General features: G+C 62.0%; 20 protein-coding genes. 13 read left to right on the forward strand and 7 right to left on the reverse strand.

Annotation, left to right across the window (positions count from 1 at the left end; all coding sequences use genetic code 11):
* Positions 1-8: 8 nt before the first annotated feature.
* Positions 9-1,007: a carotenoid 1,2-hydratase gene (locus EV688_RS04955; RefSeq protein ID WP_205686603.1), complete on the reverse strand. Its 999-nt coding sequence runs from the start codon at positions 1,005-1,007 to the stop codon at positions 9-11.
* 185 nt (positions 1,008-1,192) lie between these two features.
* On the opposite strand from EV688_RS04955, the gene EV688_RS04960 reads away from it, so the two are divergent.
* The 13 genes from EV688_RS04960 (at position 1,193) to idi (ending at position 13,101) form a co-directional block, all read left to right on the forward strand.
* Positions 1,193-2,098 carry a polyprenyl synthetase family protein gene (locus tag EV688_RS04960; RefSeq protein ID WP_117317538.1) on the forward strand — a complete coding sequence of 302 codons (906 nt, stop codon included), beginning with the start codon at positions 1,193-1,195 and terminating at the stop codon, positions 2,096-2,098.
* A complete protein-coding gene (locus EV688_RS04965; RefSeq protein WP_240624332.1) occupies positions 2,098-3,276 on the forward strand; it encodes a methyltransferase in 1,179 nt (392 codons plus the stop codon). The genes EV688_RS04960 and EV688_RS04965 overlap by 1 nt, the downstream gene beginning before the upstream one ends.
* A 99-nt stretch (positions 3,277-3,375) precedes the next feature.
* Positions 3,376-4,326, forward strand: a complete 951-nt coding sequence (gene bchC / locus EV688_RS04970; protein WP_117317202.1) for a chlorophyll synthesis pathway protein BchC — start codon at positions 3,376-3,378, stop codon at positions 4,324-4,326.
* On the forward strand, positions 4,323-5,321 hold the full coding sequence (locus EV688_RS04975) for a chlorophyllide a reductase iron protein subunit X (protein ID WP_117317200.1): 999 nt from the start codon (positions 4,323-4,325) through the stop codon (positions 5,319-5,321). The genes bchC and EV688_RS04975 overlap by 4 nt, the downstream gene beginning before the upstream one ends.
* Positions 5,308-6,876, forward strand: coding sequence for a chlorophyllide a reductase subunit Y (bchY, locus tag EV688_RS04980; protein ID WP_117317198.1), 1,569 nt, complete (start codon positions 5,308-5,310; stop codon positions 6,874-6,876). The genes EV688_RS04975 and bchY overlap by 14 nt, the downstream gene beginning before the upstream one ends.
* Positions 6,876-8,336 (forward strand): chlorophyllide a reductase subunit Z, encoded by a 1,461-nt coding sequence (bchZ, locus tag EV688_RS04985; RefSeq protein ID WP_117317196.1) that lies wholly within the window; start codon positions 6,876-6,878, stop codon positions 8,334-8,336. The genes bchY and bchZ overlap by 1 nt, the downstream gene beginning before the upstream one ends.
* A complete protein-coding gene (locus tag EV688_RS04990; protein ID WP_117317194.1) occupies positions 8,333-8,671 on the forward strand; it encodes a hypothetical protein in 339 nt (112 codons plus the stop codon). Before bchZ ends, EV688_RS04990 begins: the two co-directional genes overlap by 4 nt.
* A 141-nt stretch (positions 8,672-8,812) precedes the next feature.
* Positions 8,813-9,637: a photosynthetic reaction center subunit L gene (pufL, locus tag EV688_RS04995; RefSeq protein WP_117317192.1), complete on the forward strand. Its 825-nt coding sequence runs from the start codon at positions 8,813-8,815 to the stop codon at positions 9,635-9,637.
* A 15-nt stretch (positions 9,638-9,652) separates the two neighbouring features.
* Positions 9,653-10,627 carry a photosynthetic reaction center subunit M gene (pufM, locus tag EV688_RS05000; protein ID WP_117317190.1) on the forward strand — a complete coding sequence of 325 codons (975 nt, stop codon included), beginning with the start codon at positions 9,653-9,655 and terminating at the stop codon, positions 10,625-10,627.
* Positions 10,624-11,673 carry a photosynthetic reaction center cytochrome PufC gene (gene pufC / locus EV688_RS05005; RefSeq protein ID WP_117317188.1) on the forward strand — a complete coding sequence of 350 codons (1,050 nt, stop codon included), beginning with the start codon at positions 10,624-10,626 and terminating at the stop codon, positions 11,671-11,673. The genes pufM and pufC overlap by 4 nt, the downstream gene beginning before the upstream one ends.
* A gap of 230 nt (positions 11,674-11,903) precedes the next feature.
* Positions 11,904-12,050, forward strand: coding sequence for a light-harvesting antenna LH1, beta subunit (gene pufB, locus EV688_RS05010; RefSeq protein ID WP_117317186.1), 147 nt, complete (start codon positions 11,904-11,906; stop codon positions 12,048-12,050).
* Between the two features lie 81 nt (positions 12,051-12,131).
* Complete coding sequence (gene pufA, locus EV688_RS05015) at positions 12,132-12,320, forward strand: light-harvesting antenna LH1, alpha subunit (RefSeq protein ID WP_117317184.1); 189 nt, start codon at positions 12,132-12,134, stop codon at positions 12,318-12,320.
* 160 nt (positions 12,321-12,480) lie between these two features.
* Positions 12,481-13,101 (forward strand): isopentenyl-diphosphate Delta-isomerase, encoded by a 621-nt coding sequence (gene idi, locus EV688_RS05020; protein WP_117317182.1) that lies wholly within the window; start codon positions 12,481-12,483, stop codon positions 13,099-13,101.
* A gap of 117 nt (positions 13,102-13,218) precedes the next feature.
* Here idi and EV688_RS05025 read toward each other — a convergent pair whose 3' ends face one another.
* The 6 genes from EV688_RS05025 to EV688_RS05050 all read right to left on the reverse strand — a co-directional run bounded on the left by EV688_RS05025 (position 13,219) and on the right by EV688_RS05050 (position 19,047).
* On the reverse strand, positions 13,219-14,550 hold the full coding sequence (locus EV688_RS05025) for a radical SAM protein (RefSeq protein ID WP_117317180.1): 1,332 nt from the start codon (positions 14,548-14,550) through the stop codon (positions 13,219-13,221).
* Positions 14,551-14,757: 207 nt separating this feature from the next.
* The gene (gene puhE, locus EV688_RS05030; protein WP_117317178.1) at positions 14,758-15,645 is read right to left on the reverse strand and encodes a putative photosynthetic complex assembly protein PuhE; all 888 of its coding nucleotides are present in this window, start codon (positions 15,643-15,645) and stop codon (positions 14,758-14,760) included.
* Between the two features lie 10 nt (positions 15,646-15,655).
* Entirely contained in the window at positions 15,656-16,111 is a 456-nt protein-coding gene (puhC, locus tag EV688_RS05035; RefSeq protein WP_117317176.1) for a photosynthetic complex assembly protein PuhC, read from the reverse strand.
* Positions 16,108-16,776, reverse strand: a complete 669-nt coding sequence (gene puhB / locus EV688_RS05040; protein WP_117317174.1) for a photosynthetic complex putative assembly protein PuhB — start codon at positions 16,774-16,776, stop codon at positions 16,108-16,110. The genes puhC and puhB overlap by 4 nt, the downstream gene beginning before the upstream one ends.
* Positions 16,773-17,594 carry a photosynthetic reaction center subunit H gene (gene puhA, locus EV688_RS05045; protein ID WP_117317172.1) on the reverse strand — a complete coding sequence of 274 codons (822 nt, stop codon included), beginning with the start codon at positions 17,592-17,594 and terminating at the stop codon, positions 16,773-16,775. The genes puhB and puhA overlap by 4 nt, the downstream gene beginning before the upstream one ends.
* A gap of 25 nt (positions 17,595-17,619) precedes the next feature.
* A complete protein-coding gene (locus EV688_RS05050) occupies positions 17,620-19,047 on the reverse strand; it encodes a BCD family MFS transporter (RefSeq protein ID WP_117317171.1) in 1,428 nt (475 codons plus the stop codon).

A 19,047-nucleotide genomic window follows, 5' to 3' on the forward strand; every position in this document is an offset into this window, starting at 1 on the left:
GTCGGGCTTCAGCCGGCACCGCCCCGGACAGGGCGTGTGTTTCGAGGCATGCGGAAGGGCAACAAGGTCTGTACCCAGCGCTGGCGGAAGCGATCCAGCGACAGGCTTTCGTGGAACGCGGTGACGGTCTCTCCCAGTAACTGTGTCTCCAGCATGGACCGGGCATAGAAAGGTGTGTCTTCCAGGGTGCGTCGCACCCGTGTCCCGCTCGCTGTGTCTGCCCCGGTCTGGCGGGGAATGCGCCAGATTCCGGTTGTGGGCAGTGTCATCCCCGGCGGCGGCGTGATCGGCTGTACGTTCCCCTGTGCATCAAACCGCAGGGCCAGGGCAGTTGCGGCTGTGCTCGGGTCCAGTGGGCGCGTGTGGTACTGCACAATACTGCTGCCGTCGGCGAGGGTTGCCCGGGACCAGTCCCAGTCCGTGAATCCGGCCTCCAGCGGCTCGCTGCCACGGTTGCTGTCGAAGTAGGCCTCGCCCTGCCACGAGAGTCGGGGAGCCTCGAGCTCCACCGACACCCGGCACGCCGGGCTGATGGGCCACCAGCGGTGCCGCCCATGGTGATCAATGGCGTAATCCTCGCGACTGATGCACGGCAGCGTCAGGCGCACCTGGCCGCGCAGACGTCGCGGCAGCGGGACCGTAATCTCGTCGATGGCGACAGACACCTGCTTGCCGTCCCAGTGTATCGCGCTCGGACCCACCTGAAGGTGCGTCTCATCCCGGATCAGGTTCCTGCGACCGCGCTCGGTCAGCGCCCACACCTTTTTACCTCCCGGGTTGTAGAGCACGGCGTTGATCGCGCAGTGGTTACCCGGGTCGGTGGGGCCCCGGCGCCTGGCCGCGGCATAGTAGGGCGAAAAGACACTGCCCACGAAGACAATAATCGTCAGCCCGAATCGCCCGTCGTCGCTCAGCGCATCGATATACCACCATTGGTAGCCATTGATGCCTACCGCGCCGGCAAAGCCAGTGCTGGGTGAGTGGGGCAGGATTTCGGATTGGAGCATGTCGTGTTCCGCCTGGAATTCGGCGCGGCCGGGGTGAAAAGTCCGCAAAGTCGCTTGCAGTTTATCAGTGTCTAATCTAAATTACATATAAAGGTGTCAAATAAATTAGACATAAGGCGATGTTCCGGTGGGTCCTGCAGGTAATCTGCAAAGGCCTTGCAGGAGCAGCAATTCAGGTGGATCGCATGGCTGAACCTCGTATAACGACAAGCGGAAATTCCTCTCTCCCGGTGTACGAGCGCGCTCTGCATGCTGCACTGGATCACGCCACGGCGGAGGGTTGTCCACCACGTCTTGCAAAAGCGATGCACTATGCCGTATTCCCGGGTGGCGCGCGGGTGCGTCCCCAGCTGTGCCTGGCGGTTGCGGCTGCTACCGGCGATTACGATGCCGGCCTGGCCGGTGCGGCGGGGGCCGCGATAGAGCTGCTGCACTGCGCGTCGCTGGTGCATGACGACCTGCCCTGTTTCGATAACGCGCACGAGCGTCGCGGCAAGGCATCCGTGCATCACAAATTCGGCGAACAGCTGGCATTGCTTTGCGGTGATGCGCTGATTGTCGAGGCCTTCAGCAGTCTGACGCGAGCGGCGGTGGCCACGGAGCAGGCGCATCGACTGCCGGCCTTGATGGCCTGCATCGCCGGCGGCGTCGGTGCGCCGATGGGGATCTGTGCCGGTCAGGCCTGGGAATGTGAGCCGGAGGTAGACCTCGCCCGCTACCATCAGGCCAAGACCGGTGCCCTGTTCATTGCGGCTACCTGTGCGGGTGCGACGGTTGCCGGAGCGGATCCTGCGCTGTGGCGACCGCTGGGTGATGCAATCGGACACAGTTACCAGGTTGCCGACGATATTCTGGATGCGGCAGCGGATGCCAGCGTTATCGGCAAGCCGACCGGGCAGGATGTCGCGCTGGACAGGCCCAGTGCGGTGCGTCAGTTCGGTCTCGAGGGTGCGGTACAGCACTTGCGTGAGCTGGTCGATGCCAGTGTTGATGCGGTGCCCGCCTGCCCCGGCCGGGAGCAGCTGCAGGCGCTGGTGCGCAATCAGTCGCGACGCTTTCTGCCCAAGGGGCTGGTGGTGCAGGCGGCCTGATGCGTACAGAGGTGAGTGCCGGGGAGGGTTCCTCAGAAACGACGCAGCAAAGGTTACGCGGCATGGGGGAATGGATGCTCACCTGGCGTGATCGCCTTCTGGGCAGTCCGCGGTTCCAGCGCGCCGCGGCACGTTTTCCGCTGACGCGCCCCCTGGCGCGGCGTCGGGCCCGGACCCTGTTCGACGTAAGCGCCGGTTTCGTTTATTCACAGATTCTCTTCGCCTGCGTACGGTCGCGTCTGCTCGAGACGCTTGCTGACGGACCGCGCAGCGTTGCCAGCATAGCGCGTGCCATCGATCTGCCGGAGTCCGCTGCCCTGACCCTGCTGCGGGCGGCGGCGTCCCTGCGACTGGTGCAGCCCGCTGGCGACGACTACCGCCTCGGCGATCTCGGCGCCGTCATGCTCGGCAATCCCTCCATCGCGGCCATGGTGAACCATCACGAGCGGCTGTATGCCGACCTCACGGATCCGCTGGCTCTGCTGGCGAACCCCGGAGAAACCCGATTGGCGGCCTACTGGCCGTATGCCGGCAATGAGAATCGCGGCGGCATCGGCGGCGATGAGGTCGCTGCCTACAGCGAGCTGATGGCGGCCTCTCAGGCCATGCTGTCCAGCGACATTCTCGATGCGGTAAGCATGAAGTCCGCGACCCGTCTGCTGGACGTTGCCGGGGGTGAGGGTGTGTTCCTCGCCGCCGCACTCAGCCGCTGGCCGCACCTTCAGGGCACCGTGATGGATCTGCCGGCGGTTGCGGAGCGCGCCGCGACCCGGCTGGCTGACGCTGCCGTGGCGGCGCGAGCCACGGCAGCGTCCGTCGATATGTTTGCCGATGCCTGGCCGCCAGGTGCCGACCTGATTTCCTTCGTTCGCGTTCTCCACGATCACGACGACGGGCCGGTGCGGGAACTTTTGTCGCGCGCACATGCGGCGCTGGGTCCCGGTGGTCGGGTCATGATTGCCGAGCCCATGGCGCAGACGCCGGGCGCAGAGCCGGTGGGTGACGGCTACTTCGGATTCTACCTGCTGGCCATGGGCAGCGGTCGTCCGCGCAGCGCCCAGGAACTCTCCGCGATGCTGAGAGACGCGGGATTCCAGGGCGTCCGTGAGCTCAAGACATCACAGCCGATGCTGGTGCGGGTGCTGGTTGCAGAAATTGGTGCTGATGTTGTTAATTAAACTTGACATCTCAGAATGTAAACTTAAACTGACACCCATGGAAACGAGAAATCACATGGTCATTCATTCCCTGCAGCAGACACGTATCGGAGGCGCCCAATGACAGATCGCGTTGCCGCCGTCGTGTTTGAGCAGCCTGGGGAACTGGCCGTACGAAGCGTGGGTCTTGCCTCACCGGGTAACAGTGATTGCGTCGTGGATGTCGAGTGGAGTGGTATCAGCACGGGCACAGAACGACTGCTCTGGCTGGGTCGCATGCCGGCTTTCCCCGGCCTCGCCTATCCTCTGGTGCCGGGTTACGAGTCTGTCGGCCGCGTCAGCGCGGTAGGCAGCGACTGTGCCCTGCAGCTTGGCCAGCGCGTGTTCGTGCCTGGCTCACGAGGGTTCACGGACGTGCAGGGGCTTTTCGGTGGTGCTGCCCAGCGGCTGGTCGTGGATGGCGGACGTGTGACGCCACTCGCCGAGAGCCTTGGCGAGGAAGCGACCCTTCTGGCGCTCGCGGCAACAGCGTACCGCGCGGTTACCCGCGGACCTGAGGGGTCCCTGCCGGATCTGATTATCGGCCACGGCGTCCTCGGCCGACTCGCGGCGCGCACGGTTCTCGCGCTTGGCGGCGCGGCGCCGATTGTCTGGGAAAATCAGGCATCACGACGCGCTGGCGCCGAGGGCTACAGCGTCATTGACGCCGAGACCGATACGCGCAGCGACTACCGCCTGATCTGCGACGCCAGCGGCGCGCCGGGTCTGCTCGATACGCTCGTTGCGCGACTGGCTCCCGGCGGCTGCGTCATTCTCGCAGGCTTTTACCAGGAGCCCGTGTCGTTTGCCTTCCCGCCCGCGTTCATGCGTGAAGCACAGCTTCGCATCTCGGCGGAATGGCAGCCGGCAGACCTGATCAGGGTGACCGAACTGCTCGCCAGTGGCGCTTTGTCACTCGATGGACTGATTACACATCGCTCGCCGGCGGCGAATGCCGAGCCGGCTTACGAACAGGCATTCGCGGATGCGGACTGCCTGAAAATGATTCTGGATTGGAGGTCTGCGAAATGACGGAAGCGTCTGTCGCTCAGTTTACGCCGGATATGGAAAAGGACGGAACCCTTGACGATACCGACATGCTTGCCAGCTCGAAAGATGGTCCTGGAACGCAGATCATCGCGATCTATGGCAAGGGTGGTATTGGCAAGAGTTTCACGCTGTCCAACCTGTCCTACATGATGGCCCAGCAGGGCAAGAAAGTGCTGCTGATCGGCTGTGACCCGAAAAGTGACACGACCTCGCTGCTGTTCGGCGGCAAGGCCTGCCCGACAATTATCGAGACCGCCTCGCGCAAGAAGGAAGCCGGTGAGGAAGTTCGCATCGAGGATGTCTGCTTCAAGCGTGACGGCGTCTTCGCGATGGAGCTCGGCGGTCCTGAAGTCGGCCGTGGCTGCGGTGGCCGTGGCATCATCCACGGTTTTGAAACCCTGGAGAAGCTCGGCTTCCACGACTGGGACTTCGATTACGTGCTGCTCGACTTCCTGGGTGACGTGGTGTGTGGCGGCTTCGGTCTGCCCATCGCACGGGACATGTGCCAGAAGGTGATTGTGGTCGCGTCCAACGACCTACAGTCACTTTACGTGGCCAACAACGTCTGCTCGGCGGTGGAGTACTTCCGGAAGCTGGGCGGCAACGTTGGTGTCGCCGGCATGGTGACCAACAAGGATGACGGTTCCGGTGAGGCACAGGCCTTCTGCAAGGCAGTCGGCATTCCCGAGCTCGCCAGCATTCCTGCCCACGACGACATCCGGAAAAAGAGCGCCAACTACGAGATTATCGGCTACCCCGAGGGTGAGTGGGGGTCGCTGTTTGGCCTTCTCGCCAAGAACGTTGCCGAATCGCCGCCGCACCACCCGACGCCGCTGACGCCGGACGGCCTGCTGGACCTGTTCTCCAGCGACACTACCGGACGCGACGTCGTCCTGCAGCCCGCCACCCAGGAAGATCTCTGCAGCGCAGCCGTGCTGAACAAGGAATCCCTGGAGGTGATTTATGACACCGTCTGATCACACAGACGCCACGCTGGAGAAACCGGCCCTGAACGGTGCCGAGCGACTCCCGGAATCCGCGCCTGCGGGTGACATTCCGCTGGCGGATGTCGAGCAGGCCGTGGAATCCGGTGCCGGCTGCCACGCCGGTGCCGATCGCATGCAGGCCGAGGCGACGCTGTCCGGCAAGGGTGCGGTGCTCGAGCAGTACAAGAAAGATTACCCGGTGGGCCCGCACGATCAGCCCCAGAGCATGTGCCCGGCCTTCGGCTCACTGCGCGTGGGCCTGCGGATGCGACGCACGGCAACGGTTCTCAGCGGTTCGGCCTGCTGTGTCTACGGCCTGACCTTCACCTCGCACTTCTACGGCGCCCGGCGCACGGTGGGCTATGTGCCCTTCGATTCCGAGACGCTGGTGACCGGCAAGCTGTTCGAGGATATCCGCGAGTCTGTCCACACACTGGCCGACCCCGACAAGTACGATGCGGTGGTGATCATCAACCTGTGTGTGCCTACCGCATCCGGCGTTCCGCTGGACCTGCTGCCGAAAGCCATTAACGGTGTCCGCATTATCGGCATCGACGTTCCCGGGTTTGGTGTGCCGACCCACGCCGAGGCCAAGGACATCCTGGCCGGCGCCATGCTGCGCTATGCGCGCACCGAGGTCGAGAACGGGCCGGTTGCCGCACCCGAGCAGGGACGCAGCGAGCTGCCTTCAGTAGCCCTGGTCGGCGAAATGTTTCCGGTCGACGCGATGACGATTTCCCGACTGCTGGCCCCGATGGGTCTGTGCGCGGGTCCCACGGTCCCGACGCGCGAGTGGCGCGAACTGTACGCCGCACTCGACTGCGCCGCAGTGGCGATGATTCATCCTTTCTACACCGCCAGCTACCGTCAGTTCGAAGCAGCGGGTCGGCCTGGCGTCGGCTCTGCGCCGGTCGGCTACGAGGGCACCGAAGCCTGGCTGGAATCACTCGCAAAATTGCTGAAAATTGATGACGACAGGCTCAATGCCGCCAAGGACGCTGTTCTGCCCGCGATCAAGGCCGCGCTGGAAACCGCGCGTATCGATGCCCGCATTACGCTGTCCGGTTACGAAGGTTCCGAATTGCTGGTCGCGCGCCTGCTGGTCGAAAGTGGCGCCGAGCTCTGCTACGTCGGTTCCGCATGCCCGAAGACACGCTGGGCCGAGATTGATCGTGAGTGGCTTGAGGCGCGTGGAGTGGAGGTGAAATTCCGTGCCTCCCTCGAGGACGACGTTGCCGCCATGCATCACTACAAGCCGGATATCGCGATCGGTACGACGCCGGTTGTGCAGAAGGCCAAAGAGCTGGCGATTCCCAGCCTGTACTTCACTAACCTGATTTCGGCTCGTCCCTTGATGGGCGCGGCCGGACCCGGCTCCATTGCCGAGGTCATCAACGCGGCACTGGCAAACAAGTCGCGTTTCGACGAAATGGAAGCGTTTTTTCACGGTGTCGGCAGCGGCGACAACGCCGGCATCTGGCAGCCGGAAATGCTCGATGCCAAGCATGCGCCGGTCGGCCGCGCAGCGTCTGCGGGAGGTGCCTGATGTTGGTGCTTGATCACGACAGGGCTGGTGGTTACTGGGGATCGGTCTACGTCTTCACGGCTGTGAAGGGTCTGCAGGTGATCATCGACGGACCTGTGGGTTGCGAGAACCTGCCGGTGACTTCTGTCCTGCACTATACCGATGCGCTGCCGCCACACGAATTGCCGGTGGTGGTGACAGGTCTCGGTGAAGAGGAACTCGGGCAGCACGGTACCGAGGGTGCCATGCGCCGGGCCCACGAAACGCTGGATCCGGATCAGCCAAGTGTCGTGGTCACGGGCTCCATCGCCGAAATGATCGGTGGCGGTGTCACGCCCCAGGGCACCGGCATTGAGCGGTTTCTGCCGCGCACGATTGATGAAGACCAGTGGCAGAGCGCGGACCGCGCGATGAACTGGCTGTGGACCCGTTTCGGCGCCAAGAAAGCCAAGAAAATGGCCAAGGCAAAGAAAGCCGATGCCGCGGCGACCAAGAAGGTCAACATCATCGGCCCGATCTACGGCATGTTCAATACCTGGTCCGATGTCGCGGAAATCCGCCGTCTTATTGAAGGCATCGGTGCCGAAGTCAACATGGTATTCCCACTGGGCTGCCACGTTGATGACGTCTACAAGCTCGCAGATGCCGACGTCAACGTCTGCATGTATCGCGAATTCGGTCGGCTGCTCTGCGAAGAGCTGGACCGTCCCTATCTGCAGGCGCCCATCGGCCTGCACAGCACCACCAAGTTTCTCGAGAAGCTGGGTGAATTGCTGGATCTTGATCCGGCTCCCTTTATTGAGCGCGAGAAGCACACCACGATCAAGCCGATCTGGGATCTGTGGCGGTCAGTCACCCAGGATTTCTTCGGCACTGCGAGCTTCGGTATTTCAGCGAATGCCACATACACCCGCGGCATTCGCCATTTCCTGGAAGAGGAAATGGGGCTTCCCTGCAACTTTGCCTTTGAGCGCCGCGCCGGCGTCAAGCCGGATAACAACGCCATTCGAGAGGCGGTGCAGACCAAGTCACCGCTGATACTGTTCGGCAGCTACAACGAGCGCATGTACATGGCCGAGACCGGCGTGCGTGGGGTGTATATCCCCGCATCGCTGCCCGGCACAGTGATCCGCCGGCACACCGGGACACCGTTCATGGGGTATGGCGGCGCCTGTTATCTCATTCAGGAAGTCTGCAACGCATTGTTTGACGCGTTGTTCAATATCCTGCCGCTGGGCTCGGATCTCGATCGGGCACCAGCGACGCCGACACGCGAACGCGCGTCGATTGCCTGGGAAGTCGCAGCGGAGCTCGAGCTCGACAAGCTGGTTGCTGCCGAGCCGATTCTGGTGCGGATATCCGCGGCAAAACGCCTGCGGGATGCTGCCGAAAATGCAGCGCGGGGCAGCGGTGCCGAACAGGTCACCCTCAGCCATCTGCAGGCTGCGCGGCAGGTGTTGTCAGCCGGAGTTGTGGCATGACTGTCATTGCAAGAACACGGATTGATGGTGTGACGCCCCCTGTCGGGCTGGACACACCGGGTATCGAAGAGCCCTCACTGCAGGGCCAGGGGAGCATTATGAAAACGTCGACGTCTACGCAAGCCGTATCCCATGCGACGCCTCTGCACGACCGGATCGAATTCCGGCTGCTGATCGCGGTGTCGCTGTTGTGGTTCCTGGTAGTGGCGGCGGTGAGCCGACTGCTGCCGCGCAAGTTGCGGCCGCTGTCATCCCGTGCCGCCCGTGGAGAGTCCCTGTTCGCCGAGGCCAGACGCACGGCTTACACGGTGATTCCCTACGCTTTCATGCGTTAAGGCCGGGGAGGCGCTCATGCAAAGATCAAGAAAAAACAGGCGGTGTCAGTCTGCTATGACCGACGCCAGGTGTCGGGACGGGGTCCCGGTGATGTGTTGGTTTCATTTAGCAGGTCCCGCTTCTGGGCCGGAGGAAAAACTATGACAATGCTGAGTTTCGAGAAAAAATACCGGGTCAGGGGGGGGACCCTCGTCGGGGGCGACCTTTTCGACTTCTGGGTGGGTCCATTCTACGTCGGCTTTTTTGGCGTGACCACGGCCTTCTTCAGTATTCTCGGTACGCTTCTGATTATTTACGGCGCGTCCATGGGGACGACCTGGAACATCTGGCAGATCAATATCGCGCCGCCGGACCTGAGCTATGGCCTCGGCATGGCGCCTCTCGCGGAGGGCGGTCTCTGGCAGATCATTACCATCTGTGCCACGGGGGCCTTTATCTCCTGGGCGCTGCGTCAGGTAGAGATATCGCGCAAGCTCGGCATGGGGCTGCATATCCCCTTCGCCTTCAGCGTCGCGGTGTTCGCCTATCTCACGCTGGTGATCTTCCGCCCGCTGCTGATGGGTGCCTGGGGTCATGGTTTTCCCTACGGGATTCTCAGCCACCTCGACTGGGTGTCCAACGTCGGCTACCAGTACCTGCACTTCCATTACAACCCGGCGCATATGCTCGCCATCACCTTCTTCTTCACGACCACGCTGGCATTGTCCATGCACGGTGGCCTGATCCTGTCAGTCACCAATCCAAAGAAGGGTGAGCAAGTCAAAACAGCGGAGCACGAAAACTCGTTCTTCCGCGACGACATCGGCTATTCCATCGGTGCCCTCGGCATTCACCGTCTGGGCCTCTTCCTGGCTCTGTCGGCCGGTTTCTGGAGTGCGGTGTGCATCATCATCAGTGGACCCTTCTGGACCCGAGGCTGGCCGGAATGGTGGAACTGGTGGCTCGAACTGCCCATCTGGAACTAAGCGGAGGATTACAGCATGGCTGAATATCAAAACATTTTTACCCGCGTCCAGGTGACGGCCCCGATCTACTCGGGTACCGACATCGGCAGTGACGCCAGCAACCGCACGGGTGCTACGGAAAACTACTGGCTTGGCAAGATTGGTGACGCCCAGCTCGGCCCGATCTATCTCGGACCCACGGGTGTACTGTCGATACTTTTCGGCTTCATCGCCATTGAAATCATCGGCCTCAACATGTTGGCGTCGGTGAACTGGGATCCGGTGCAGTTCATACGGCAGCTGTTCTGGCTGGCGCTTGAGCCACCACCGCCGGAGTACGGTCTCAGCATTCCGCCGCTGCACGATGGTGGCTGGTGGCTGATGGCGGGCTTCTTCCTGACGGCATCGATCCTGCTCTGGTGGGTGAGAACCTACAATCTGGCTCGCAAGAACGGCATGGGCACGCACATTGCCTGGGCCTTCGCAGGTGCCATCTGGCTCTATCTGGTACTGGGCTTCATCCGGCCGGTGCTGATGGGTAGCTGGAGTGAGGCAGTGCCCTTTGGCATCTTCCCGCACCTGGACTGGACTGCAGCATTCTCAATCCGCTACGGCAACCTGTTCTACAACCCGTTCCACATGCTCTCGATTGCCTTCCTGTATGGCTCGACTCTGCTCTTCGCGATGCACGGTGCGACTATTCTGGCAACGAGCCGCTACGGTGGTGACCGTGAGATCGACCAGATCACCTACCGTGGTACCGCCTCCGAGCGTGCCGGACTGTTCTGGCGCTGGACCATGGGCTTCAACGCGACGATGGAGTCCATTCACCGCTGGGGTCTCTGGTTCGCGGTACTGACAGTGATTACCGGTGGTATCGGCATCCTGCTTACCGGCACGGTTGTGGACAACTGGTATCTCTGGGGTGTCAAACACGGTATTGCGCCGGCCTACCCTGCGCTTGAGGCAATGCCGCTGCAAGATCCCCTGACAACGGGAGCTGGACAATGAAAATGAAACCTAACCTTCGTTTACCTGTGGTCGGCGCTGCGCTTGCCACGCTCACCCTGGCGGCCTGTGAGCCGCCACCGGTAGACACTGTGCAGCGCGGCTACCGCGGTGTGGGTATGGAACTGGTCATCAATCCTGACGAACGCGCCAGGAGTGTTGCCGAAAACATGCCGCCGGACATTATCCCGCAGATAGCGGATGATGATGGTCCGCGGGCAGGTGACATCTACCAGAACGTGCAGGTGCTCGGCGACCTGAGTGTCGGGCAGTTCACCCGGGTGATGGCTTCCATCACCGAGTGGGTGTCTCCGGAAGCCGGTTGCGCCTACTGTCACGAGGGCAACAACTTTGCCAGTGAAGCGCCTTACACAAAGCGCGTCTCACGGGTGATGTTTGCCATGACCCAGCGTGCCAATGAGGACTGGGGCAGCAAGCACGTCGCGCCGACAGGCGTGACCTGCTACACCTGTCACCGTGGACAGCCGGTACCGGAGTACGTCTGGGCGGAAGATCCGGGTGGTCCGCATGCCAAGGGCCTGGCCCGGGCTGAGCAGAACATTGCCGGAAAGGCGACGGTCGCTTACGCGTCGCTGCCTTATGATCCGCTGACCCCGTTCCTGTCCCAGGACTATGACATTCGCGTGGCCTCGGATACGGCATTGCCGAACGGCAACCGGACGTCGATCAAGCAGACCGAGTGGACCTATGGGTTGATGATGCACTTCTCGGACTCGCTGAATGCGAACTGCACGTACTGCCACAACAGTCGTGCATGGTCGGATTGGGAGCAGAGTTCACCCGCACGCCTGAAGGCCTGGCACGCCATCCGCATGGTTCGTGAAATGAACAATGCCTACATCGATTCCACGGCTGACTGGCTGCCGGATTCCCGTAAGGGGGCGTTGGGTGATCCCCTCAAGGTGAACTGCAAGACCTGTCACCAGGGAGCCTACAAGCCGATGTACGGTGCGCAGATGATTGACCAGTTCCCCAGCCTGAGCAAGAAGACCGGTGTTGCGGTCGACATGCACAAGCAGGGTGGCTGAGATGACTATGATGCCGGCAATGTTGCCCGGCAACGGCCAGTGGCGGCAGCACCGCGCCGCTGGTCTACAGGAAATCCTTACTGAGTTAGTTGCGCACACGTGGCGCAGCCGGCCCGGGTCAAGGGTAATCACCGGCCCAGGATCTACGGATCGACAGGCAGGTGTGGAGAGTATCCCGGGCGATTCCGCATCGGGTGCTCAAATTGAAAACTCACTTGGGAGAAACAACCATGAGTGACAACACAAGCGTATCGGGCTTCTCTGCTGACGAAGCCAAAGAGTTCCACACTTTCTTCATGCAGGGATTTCTGGGTTTCACCGCTGTAGCGGTAGTAGCTCACATTCTGGTGTGGATGTGGCGCCCCTGGCTCGGCTGAGTCAGTAGCACCACGGTAGTAACCTGGCGGAAAAGCCGGAAATGGTTCCGGTGAACCGCAAACGAAAATTAGGAGAACGATATGTACAGACTTTGGCTGCTTTTTGACCCCCGTCGAATTCTGGTCGCAACTGCGGCGTTCCTGTTCACGCTGGCACTGTTGATTCACTTCATCCTGCTGAGCACAGAGCGCTTCAATTGGATCGAAGGACCGACGGCCGGTTCGCAGGTTGCACAGCAAATGGCGCCGCTTCCCGCGACGCGTAGTTAGCTAAAAGACCGGTCCCCATGGGACCACTCAGGAGTATGGCCCGTCGTCACATGATGACGGGCACAACTCCTGACCCATTACTGCCCCGGCGTGTCGACCAGACTGTCACACGCCGGGGCTTCTTCATTTCTCAAGCCGCAATGCGGCGCGGAGTCCCTGTATGCAAAAGCCACGATGGCAGCAGGTCTCTTTTGCTGAGGAACCCCTGATCCTGGTCAATGCCCGGGACGAACCCTGTGGTTTCGACAGCAAGCTCAATGTTCACGCGGGTGCCGGTAAGCTGCATCGCGCGTTTTCCATTTTTCTTTTCCGCGATTCCGAACACGTTCTTCTGCATCGGCGGAGCGCGGAAAAGCCTCTCTGGCCCGGCTACTGGACCAACAGTTGCTGCAGTCATCCCCGGCGGGGCGAGTGCAACAGGATCGCCACGTCACGCCGGCTGGAGCAGGAGTTGGGCGTGTCGGCGGAGCTGCGCTATCTCTACCGCTTCCAGTATCAGGCAGCCTTTGGCGATCTCGGCTCTGAACATGAGCTGTGTTCCGTGTATATCGGCAGGCTTGACGACGAGCAGGAGCTGCGTGTCAATCGCAGTGAGATCTCTGGGTGGGACTGGTTCCATGTGGATGACGTGGACAAGTGGCTGGCAGCGTCGCCGGAAACGCTCACACCCTGGTTCAAGCTCGAGTGGCAGCAGCTGCGGGGTCGCCATGCGGCAGATATCAGATCCCTGTTTACTGATGCTGGGAATTCGACTTCACGACCCCACGCCGTCGGTGAGTAGAGCGTCGGCGAGTCTTTGCGGCCGCCCGGATATATCCGGGCAGCCGCCGCGTTTATCACAGGCATAAAAAAACCGCCTGCGCACGTGCTGCGCAGACGGCTCTCGATGGCTGCCCGATCAGAGGACGGCGAGACCGCGAAAGTGCGGTGAGGCATCGCCCCAGAGCTGGTGAAGCGCAAAGCGACCATACTCCGTCACCTCGATTTTTTCCGGGGTGACCTGCACCAGTCCATCGCGCTCAAGTTCCGCGAGTGTGTTGGTTTCGCCGTTGGTTTCCAGCAGATCGCGGTAATCTGACAGCTGCAGATTACACATGAGATCGTTCATGGCCTGGCGGCGTCTGCGCTCGGACTCACTGACAAGCATTCCCGACTGCAGTGGCAGATTGCCGCTCTGGATGGATTGTCGCCAATCATCGAGCTGCACCTGATTCTGGACGTTGGCGGAACCGATCTGGCTGATGGCGTCGGCGCCGAATCCAAACAGATCGCCGGCGTGCTGTGCCGTGTAGCCTACCCAGTTGCGGTGAAGCTTGCCGTCGAGTCGGGCGATGGACAGGGGGTCGTCACGGTGTGCAAAGCAGTCCAGTCCTACCCAGTCGTAATCGTTCTCGAGCATGGCCTCACAGGCGCTGTTGAACATGGCCACCTTGTCGGCCAGCGACGGCAGGCTGGAGGTATCGATAGCGCGCTGATGCTTGAAAATATCCGGCCTGCGTGAAAATGCATGACAGACGATGCGTTCCGGCGCTAGCTCTACCATGCGCCCGACGGTTTCCTGAATACTGCCGAGGGTCTGGTTGGGAAGCCCGTACACCAGATCCATGCCGATGGTGTCAAAGCCCTCGCTGCGGGCACTGCCGAGTACATCCTGCAGCATGGGCAGGGAATGTGACCGGCCCACCGCCAGCTGAACCGCGCTGTCGATATCGCGGACCTGGAAGTTGATGATCTTGAATCCCAGGCCCTTGAGCAGTGCCAGCTGTGATGGTGAGCAGCGCTTGGGGCTGGCCTCCAGTGAGGTTTCTGTTTCGCTGGAAACGCCGAAATGCTTGTCGACGATATCCATCAGCCGGGACAGCTGGGTATCGCTCAGGTAATTTGGCGTCCCGCCTCCCAGGTGCAACTGCGTTAACGGTAGATGACGGCCGATGCGGTCGGTGACCATCTCGATTTCCTGCTCGAGGCAATTGAGATAGTCGTCAATGGTGTCGCCGTTGTGCGTCACGGTGGTGTGGTGATCACAGCTCAGGCAGCGGGACGGACAGAATGGCAGGCGTATGTGAATGGCGATATTCCTGCTGCCCGTGGCGCTCCAGGAGGACAGCACGTCGGCGTATTCGCCGGCGGTAAGCCCGGGAGCATGAACAGAGCCAAATAGCGGCGGCAATTGATCGAGATCGCCGCTTGAGCGTGCGAGATAGTCAGGTAATTTGACCAGTGGGCTCATCGAGCACCTCCTAGTGTACGCTGCGGTACAACTGGTCTGGCAGTGACTCCTCTGCTGGTGCAGAGAGGTGTCAGATAACAGTTTTTAGACAGTGGGTACGTTAATTTCCGGTTTCTGTTTGTTTTCACTTTCCAGAGTAGAAGCCGCTGATAGTTCTGTCAAATAATATTGACACTATTCCTGCTGGCGCAGGGTTTGGCGTTGCGCTCAAAAGGCCGGAGAGCGAGTCCCCTGGCCCGATGTTGTGTTTGTCGCCGCTTTGGCACCCGGCATGGCGGCCACCTTGCAGGCAGGCGGCTTGCGGGCAGTCGTTCGCTGGCTGGTGCGGGCGCGAACCCGGTCCGCCGCCGTGATCGCCCACTGCCAGAGTGCACTGTCGCGTACCGGCAGGACCAGGAACCAGTGTTCCAGAATGGCCAGCGCGAGCAGCGTACAGACCAGCGAGGCCGCAAGACGGTCCACCGCATTGTCCGCGCCGGAGGCCTCCAGGGCGAGCAGGGTGGCCGCGATCGTTGCCAGCCCCACGGAAAAGGGAAACAGCCAGTTCATTGCCCGGGTGCGCATATAGCTGACCAGGTAGCGGTTACGCTCTGGCAGCCAGTGTTCGTTGAAATTGGACACCCCCAGGTACAGATTCAGCTTGGCGCTCCAGCGCATCAGCCACAGTGTCAGGTAGGTTCCCGCTGCCACCTGATTCGGAGCCTCCCAGGACAGGGCGATGATCGCGATCCCGCAGGCGATGACAGCCAGTTCATGGTGAATGCTGGTCGCTACCGCAAGTCGGAAACGCTGCCAGCCGTTAATGCCGGCGGGGCAGGGCTGGCTGTTGTTGCCTGTGAGGAAGCCCATCAGGTAGCTGATCTCCAGCGCGCCCCAGACGGTCAGCGCCACCGCGAAACCGGCAATTGCAGCAGACTGGGAGTGCTGTCCGGCAATGCCGGGCAGCAGGGCGAGGCTGGCAAGTGCCAGCAGTGCAAAGCCGCCCACGCTCCAGGCGTGGCTGCGGCTGGGCAGCAGATTCAGGTAGAGAATAATGCCAGTGCTGAGCCACCAGCCCAGCAGGGAAATTGAAACAGCGAGCAGATAGCTGGACATTGACCGGTCGCTATCGGGTAGCTGCGACGGCTTTGTTCAACAGCGTGTTGAAGGAGCCGATATTGGTTTGACCGAATGCCACCAGGTTTATGTACGTGCCCACTGACGGATCCTCTATTACCATGCTGCCATCTGCGTATGAGACCAGACGAAATGGCGGCGTCATGTCGATATCGCGACTGCGACGTTCGCGTGCCATGCTGCGCATGACGCCGCGGATGAAGCTGTCCTCGGCGGGCTCCAGCGTGGCGATATGGCTGTCAGTGCTCTGTTCGAAAACGTGCACTTCACCACCGCCAACATCAACGAAGCGCAGCGCGACCTGGTGTACCACTTCACTGTCGACCGTTGTGTCCGGTGTAAAGCCGGAGAGCCGCATGGCGGCCACCGTTGCCACCGTCATGATAACAATCGCGCCGACCAGGGTTGCCAGCCAGCGCGTCGGTGACCAGTGGCGCAGACTCACGCCAGCGCTCCCGCCTGTTCCAGTTCGCGCGAGTCGGGCTGTCGGGTCGGTTTCGAGACACTGACTGCCGCGTTGGTGCGAACGTCGTCTCGATGCGCCGCGACGGCAGCAGCCAGTTCCCCGGCAACCCGGGTGGCATCCGGTACGTTGCGCAGCATCGGTATGACGGGTGACATGCTCCACGGGCGTGCGTGGGGCCACAGCGCCCAGTAGGAGATCCGTTCGCCGTCCTCGAGCCGCAGGGCAATGTCACCGCTGCCATCGTTGAATGCACGCAGGTCCGCAGCGTGCATCCGGTCGAAGGGCAGGTTGATCATCATCGGTATCGCGACGCCGAAGCGCAATACCACGCGCTTGTTGGTTATCGTGTACACGGTGCTGCGTGCGAACAGCCAGGCCAGTCCGGACAGGAGCGCCAGGGTGAACAGGCCCAGCCCGGCCTGCCAGGCCAGGCTGGCAATGCCGCCGGCGACGTCGCCGCCGCCGCTGTAGTGGATCACCTGGTGCGCGCCGATGAGGACGGCAAAGTAGAGCCCGAACTGCTGGACTCTGAATGTTCGCCGCGCCATGCTGCGCCAGTCAGGTGAACCCTGCCAGGTCATGTGCTCGCCGGCCGGGAGTTCCTCGGGCAGGCCTTTTACCGGTTCGATTTCATACTCGTTCATATCAGTGGCTCCGTGCGTTCAGCCGTTGCGTAAAGGGTACCTCCGCCGTAGTAGGCGCAGACCTGATCCTCTTCCTGCAGCGTGATCTGGTCAGGATTGGCCAGCGTCGGGACGTTGGCGAAGTGCTCAGCCTTGATGGAACGCACGCGTACGGTGCCGTCCTTGCCACTGACACGCGCCAGCGTGATCGGGAGCAGTACGCGGCGGGGGCCTGCTTCAGCGGTACCCTCGTAACCTTCGGTGTCGGCAACCGGGGCGTGGAAGCCACTGCAGGCAACCTCCAGGTAGCGCACCTGCGGTTCAGCGCGATCTACCCACAGATCGACGACTTCGCCGGCTTTCTCACCGTCGAGGCCATAGACCGCCTTGCCGCGGGGATCCGGGTCTTTCTCATTGACGGCAAAGTCCGTCGCCACACGCATCGGGACGATTTTCGGCTGGCCGTCAATGGTCATGTCCGGCACCTGTGGACGTATCGCCCAGGCTCCGGGACCAACGCCGTCACGCATCGGGTCCCCGGTGGGGTGATACGCTGAGCCAAAGGTGCCGTCTAGCGGGCTTGCCGCCATTTCGTATTCCGCCGGATCCTGTCGCGGCGCCATGACCGAATCCTGTCCATGCGGCATCAGGTATTCCTTGGTGTCCGGCAGGTCAGGAAAACCGACGACGCGGACATTGCGGTGAGCGTCGGTGAGCAGTGGATAGCCCTCGCGTTTACCCTCCCGGTGCAGGTAAAGCACCAGAAGCAGAAAAAACAGCCAGAAGGCGTAGAGCGCCAGTTGTGCTACGTCAATGTAGCCAGTGATTGCACCTGTCATATCGAGACCTCCAGTTGGACTCTTGTCATTCGGGAAACTCCGCTAGGTAAAATGCCGGCTGCCTTACCGCCAGCTCGCCAGGACCGCGTACGAGCGGGCCGATGGTGATCAGTGCGGCAAACAGCACCGCGATTTCAAGATGATAGACCACGCCATAGCCGGTCGCCGGACCGCTCAGGGCAACCCCGAGCGTGCCTGCGTCGGCCATGTGCGTAACGATGTCGCGTATCGCGCCGCCCGCCGCGATGGCGAGGCCGGTCGCAGTAGCCTGCACCGCGCCCCAGGCGCCGAGGGCCATGCCGGCACCCCCCTGCTGGCCAAGGTTCATTGCCGCCGTCAGCGTGCCGACGGCGAAAAGCCCGTTGCCAAAGCCGATGACCAGCGTGCCGCTGCGGAACAGCATGGCAGAATCCAGTGGCGCAGACAGGATGACCGCCGCGAACGCAAAAATGCCGGCGACGGCGCCGTAGGCCGACAGTCGAATCGGATCGGCACCCTGGCTCAGCTGGCGCGACGCGATGATGAACGCCGCGAGCATGCCGAGGGCGAAGATGGCGGTGAGGCCGGTGGTGGCGCTCACCGACAGGCCGAGCACTTCGCCACCATAAGGCTCAAGCAGGATGTCCTGCATGGCGAAGCCGGCGCTGCCGAGTCCGACGGCAACCAGCATTCGCAGTGTGCGACCCTGTTCCCGGAACTGTGCCCAGGCCACGGCGAAGGGAGGGCGAGGGGCTTCCCGGTTGCGGGTGGGGTCGCGCGGCTCCTGCTTCCACAGGGCGGTGGCGTTTAGCAGCGCCGTCAGCGCCGCCGCCCCCTGTATGACCTGGATCAGTCTCAGCTGGCTGAAATCCGCCAGCAGTAGTGCAAACATGAACGAGCTGCCGATCATGCCCACCAGCAGCATCACGTACATCATCGCAACAACGCGCGGGCGGGTCTTTTCGGTACCCAGATCCGTCGCCAGCGCAAGACCTGCTGTCTGCGTGGTATGCATGCCCGCACCCACCAGCAGGAACGCGAGCGCGGCGGCTGCCGGGCCCACCCAGCTGGGTCCCTGGAAGGGCTCGGCCAGTACCAGCAGGGCGAAGGGCATGATCGCCAGTCCACCGAACTGGGCCAGTGTGCCGAGCCAGATATAGGGCACCCTGCGCCAGCCAAGTGCGGATCGGTGATGGTCGCTGCGGAACCCGATCAGCGCGCGCAGCGGGGCGAACAGCAGAGGCAGTGACACCATGAGTGAAACCAGCCAGGCCGCCTGGCCAAGCTCCAGTACCAGCACCCGGTTCAGTGTACCGTTGAGCAACACGAACGCCATGCCCACGGAGATCTGGAACAGCGACAGCCGCAGCAGGCGCCCGAGCGGGAGATCTTCGGTTACGGCGTCGGCAAACGGCAGCCAGCGAGTCCCGACTCGTGCCAGAAAGGTCTGGGTAAATGCGACGGAGCGCTTCAT

The sequence above is a fragment of the Chromatocurvus halotolerans genome (assembly GCF_004340525.1).
Lineage (GTDB): Bacteria > Pseudomonadota > Gammaproteobacteria > Pseudomonadales > Halieaceae > Chromatocurvus > Chromatocurvus halotolerans.

Bases quoted from the DNA above. Each gene is read 5' to 3' on its own strand.
- pufB (WP_117317186.1), top strand. From the start codon at position 11,904: ATGAGTGACAACACAAGCGTATCGGGCTTCTCTGCTGACGAAGCCAAA.
- pufC (WP_117317188.1), top strand. From the start codon at position 10,624: ATGAAAATGAAACCTAACCTTCGTTTACCTGTGGTCGGCGCTGCGCTT.
- puhA (WP_117317172.1), bottom strand. From the start codon at position 17,594: ATGACAGGTGCAATCACTGGCTACATTGACGTAGCACAACTGGCGCTC.
- EV688_RS04955 (WP_205686603.1), bottom strand. From the start codon at position 1,007: ATGCTCCAATCCGAAATCCTGCCCCACTCACCCAGCACTGGCTTTGCC.
- bchC (WP_117317202.1), top strand. From the start codon at position 3,376: ATGACAGATCGCGTTGCCGCCGTCGTGTTTGAGCAGCCTGGGGAACTG.
- puhB (WP_117317174.1), bottom strand. From the start codon at position 16,776: ATGAACGAGTATGAAATCGAACCGGTAAAAGGCCTGCCCGAGGAACTC.
- puhE (WP_117317178.1), bottom strand. From the start codon at position 15,645: ATGTCCAGCTATCTGCTCGCTGTTTCAATTTCCCTGCTGGGCTGGTGG.
- bchY (WP_117317198.1), top strand. From the start codon at position 5,308: ATGACACCGTCTGATCACACAGACGCCACGCTGGAGAAACCGGCCCTG.
- bchZ (WP_117317196.1), top strand. From the start codon at position 6,876: ATGTTGGTGCTTGATCACGACAGGGCTGGTGGTTACTGGGGATCGGTC.
- pufL (WP_117317192.1), top strand. From the start codon at position 8,813: ATGACAATGCTGAGTTTCGAGAAAAAATACCGGGTCAGGGGGGGGACC.
- EV688_RS05050 (WP_117317171.1), bottom strand. From the start codon at position 19,047: ATGAAGCGCTCCGTCGCATTTACCCAGACCTTTCTGGCACGAGTCGGG.
- pufM (WP_117317190.1), top strand. From the start codon at position 9,653: ATGGCTGAATATCAAAACATTTTTACCCGCGTCCAGGTGACGGCCCCG.
- EV688_RS04990 (WP_117317194.1), top strand. From the start codon at position 8,333: ATGACTGTCATTGCAAGAACACGGATTGATGGTGTGACGCCCCCTGTC.
- EV688_RS05025 (WP_117317180.1), bottom strand. From the start codon at position 14,550: ATGAGCCCACTGGTCAAATTACCTGACTATCTCGCACGCTCAAGCGGC.
- idi (WP_117317182.1), top strand. From the start codon at position 12,481: ATGCAAAAGCCACGATGGCAGCAGGTCTCTTTTGCTGAGGAACCCCTG.
- EV688_RS04975 (WP_117317200.1), top strand. From the start codon at position 4,323: ATGACGGAAGCGTCTGTCGCTCAGTTTACGCCGGATATGGAAAAGGAC.
- pufA (WP_117317184.1), top strand. From the start codon at position 12,132: ATGTACAGACTTTGGCTGCTTTTTGACCCCCGTCGAATTCTGGTCGCA.
- EV688_RS04965 (WP_240624332.1), top strand. From the start codon at position 2,098: ATGCGTACAGAGGTGAGTGCCGGGGAGGGTTCCTCAGAAACGACGCAG.
- EV688_RS04960 (WP_117317538.1), top strand. From the start codon at position 1,193: ATGGCTGAACCTCGTATAACGACAAGCGGAAATTCCTCTCTCCCGGTG.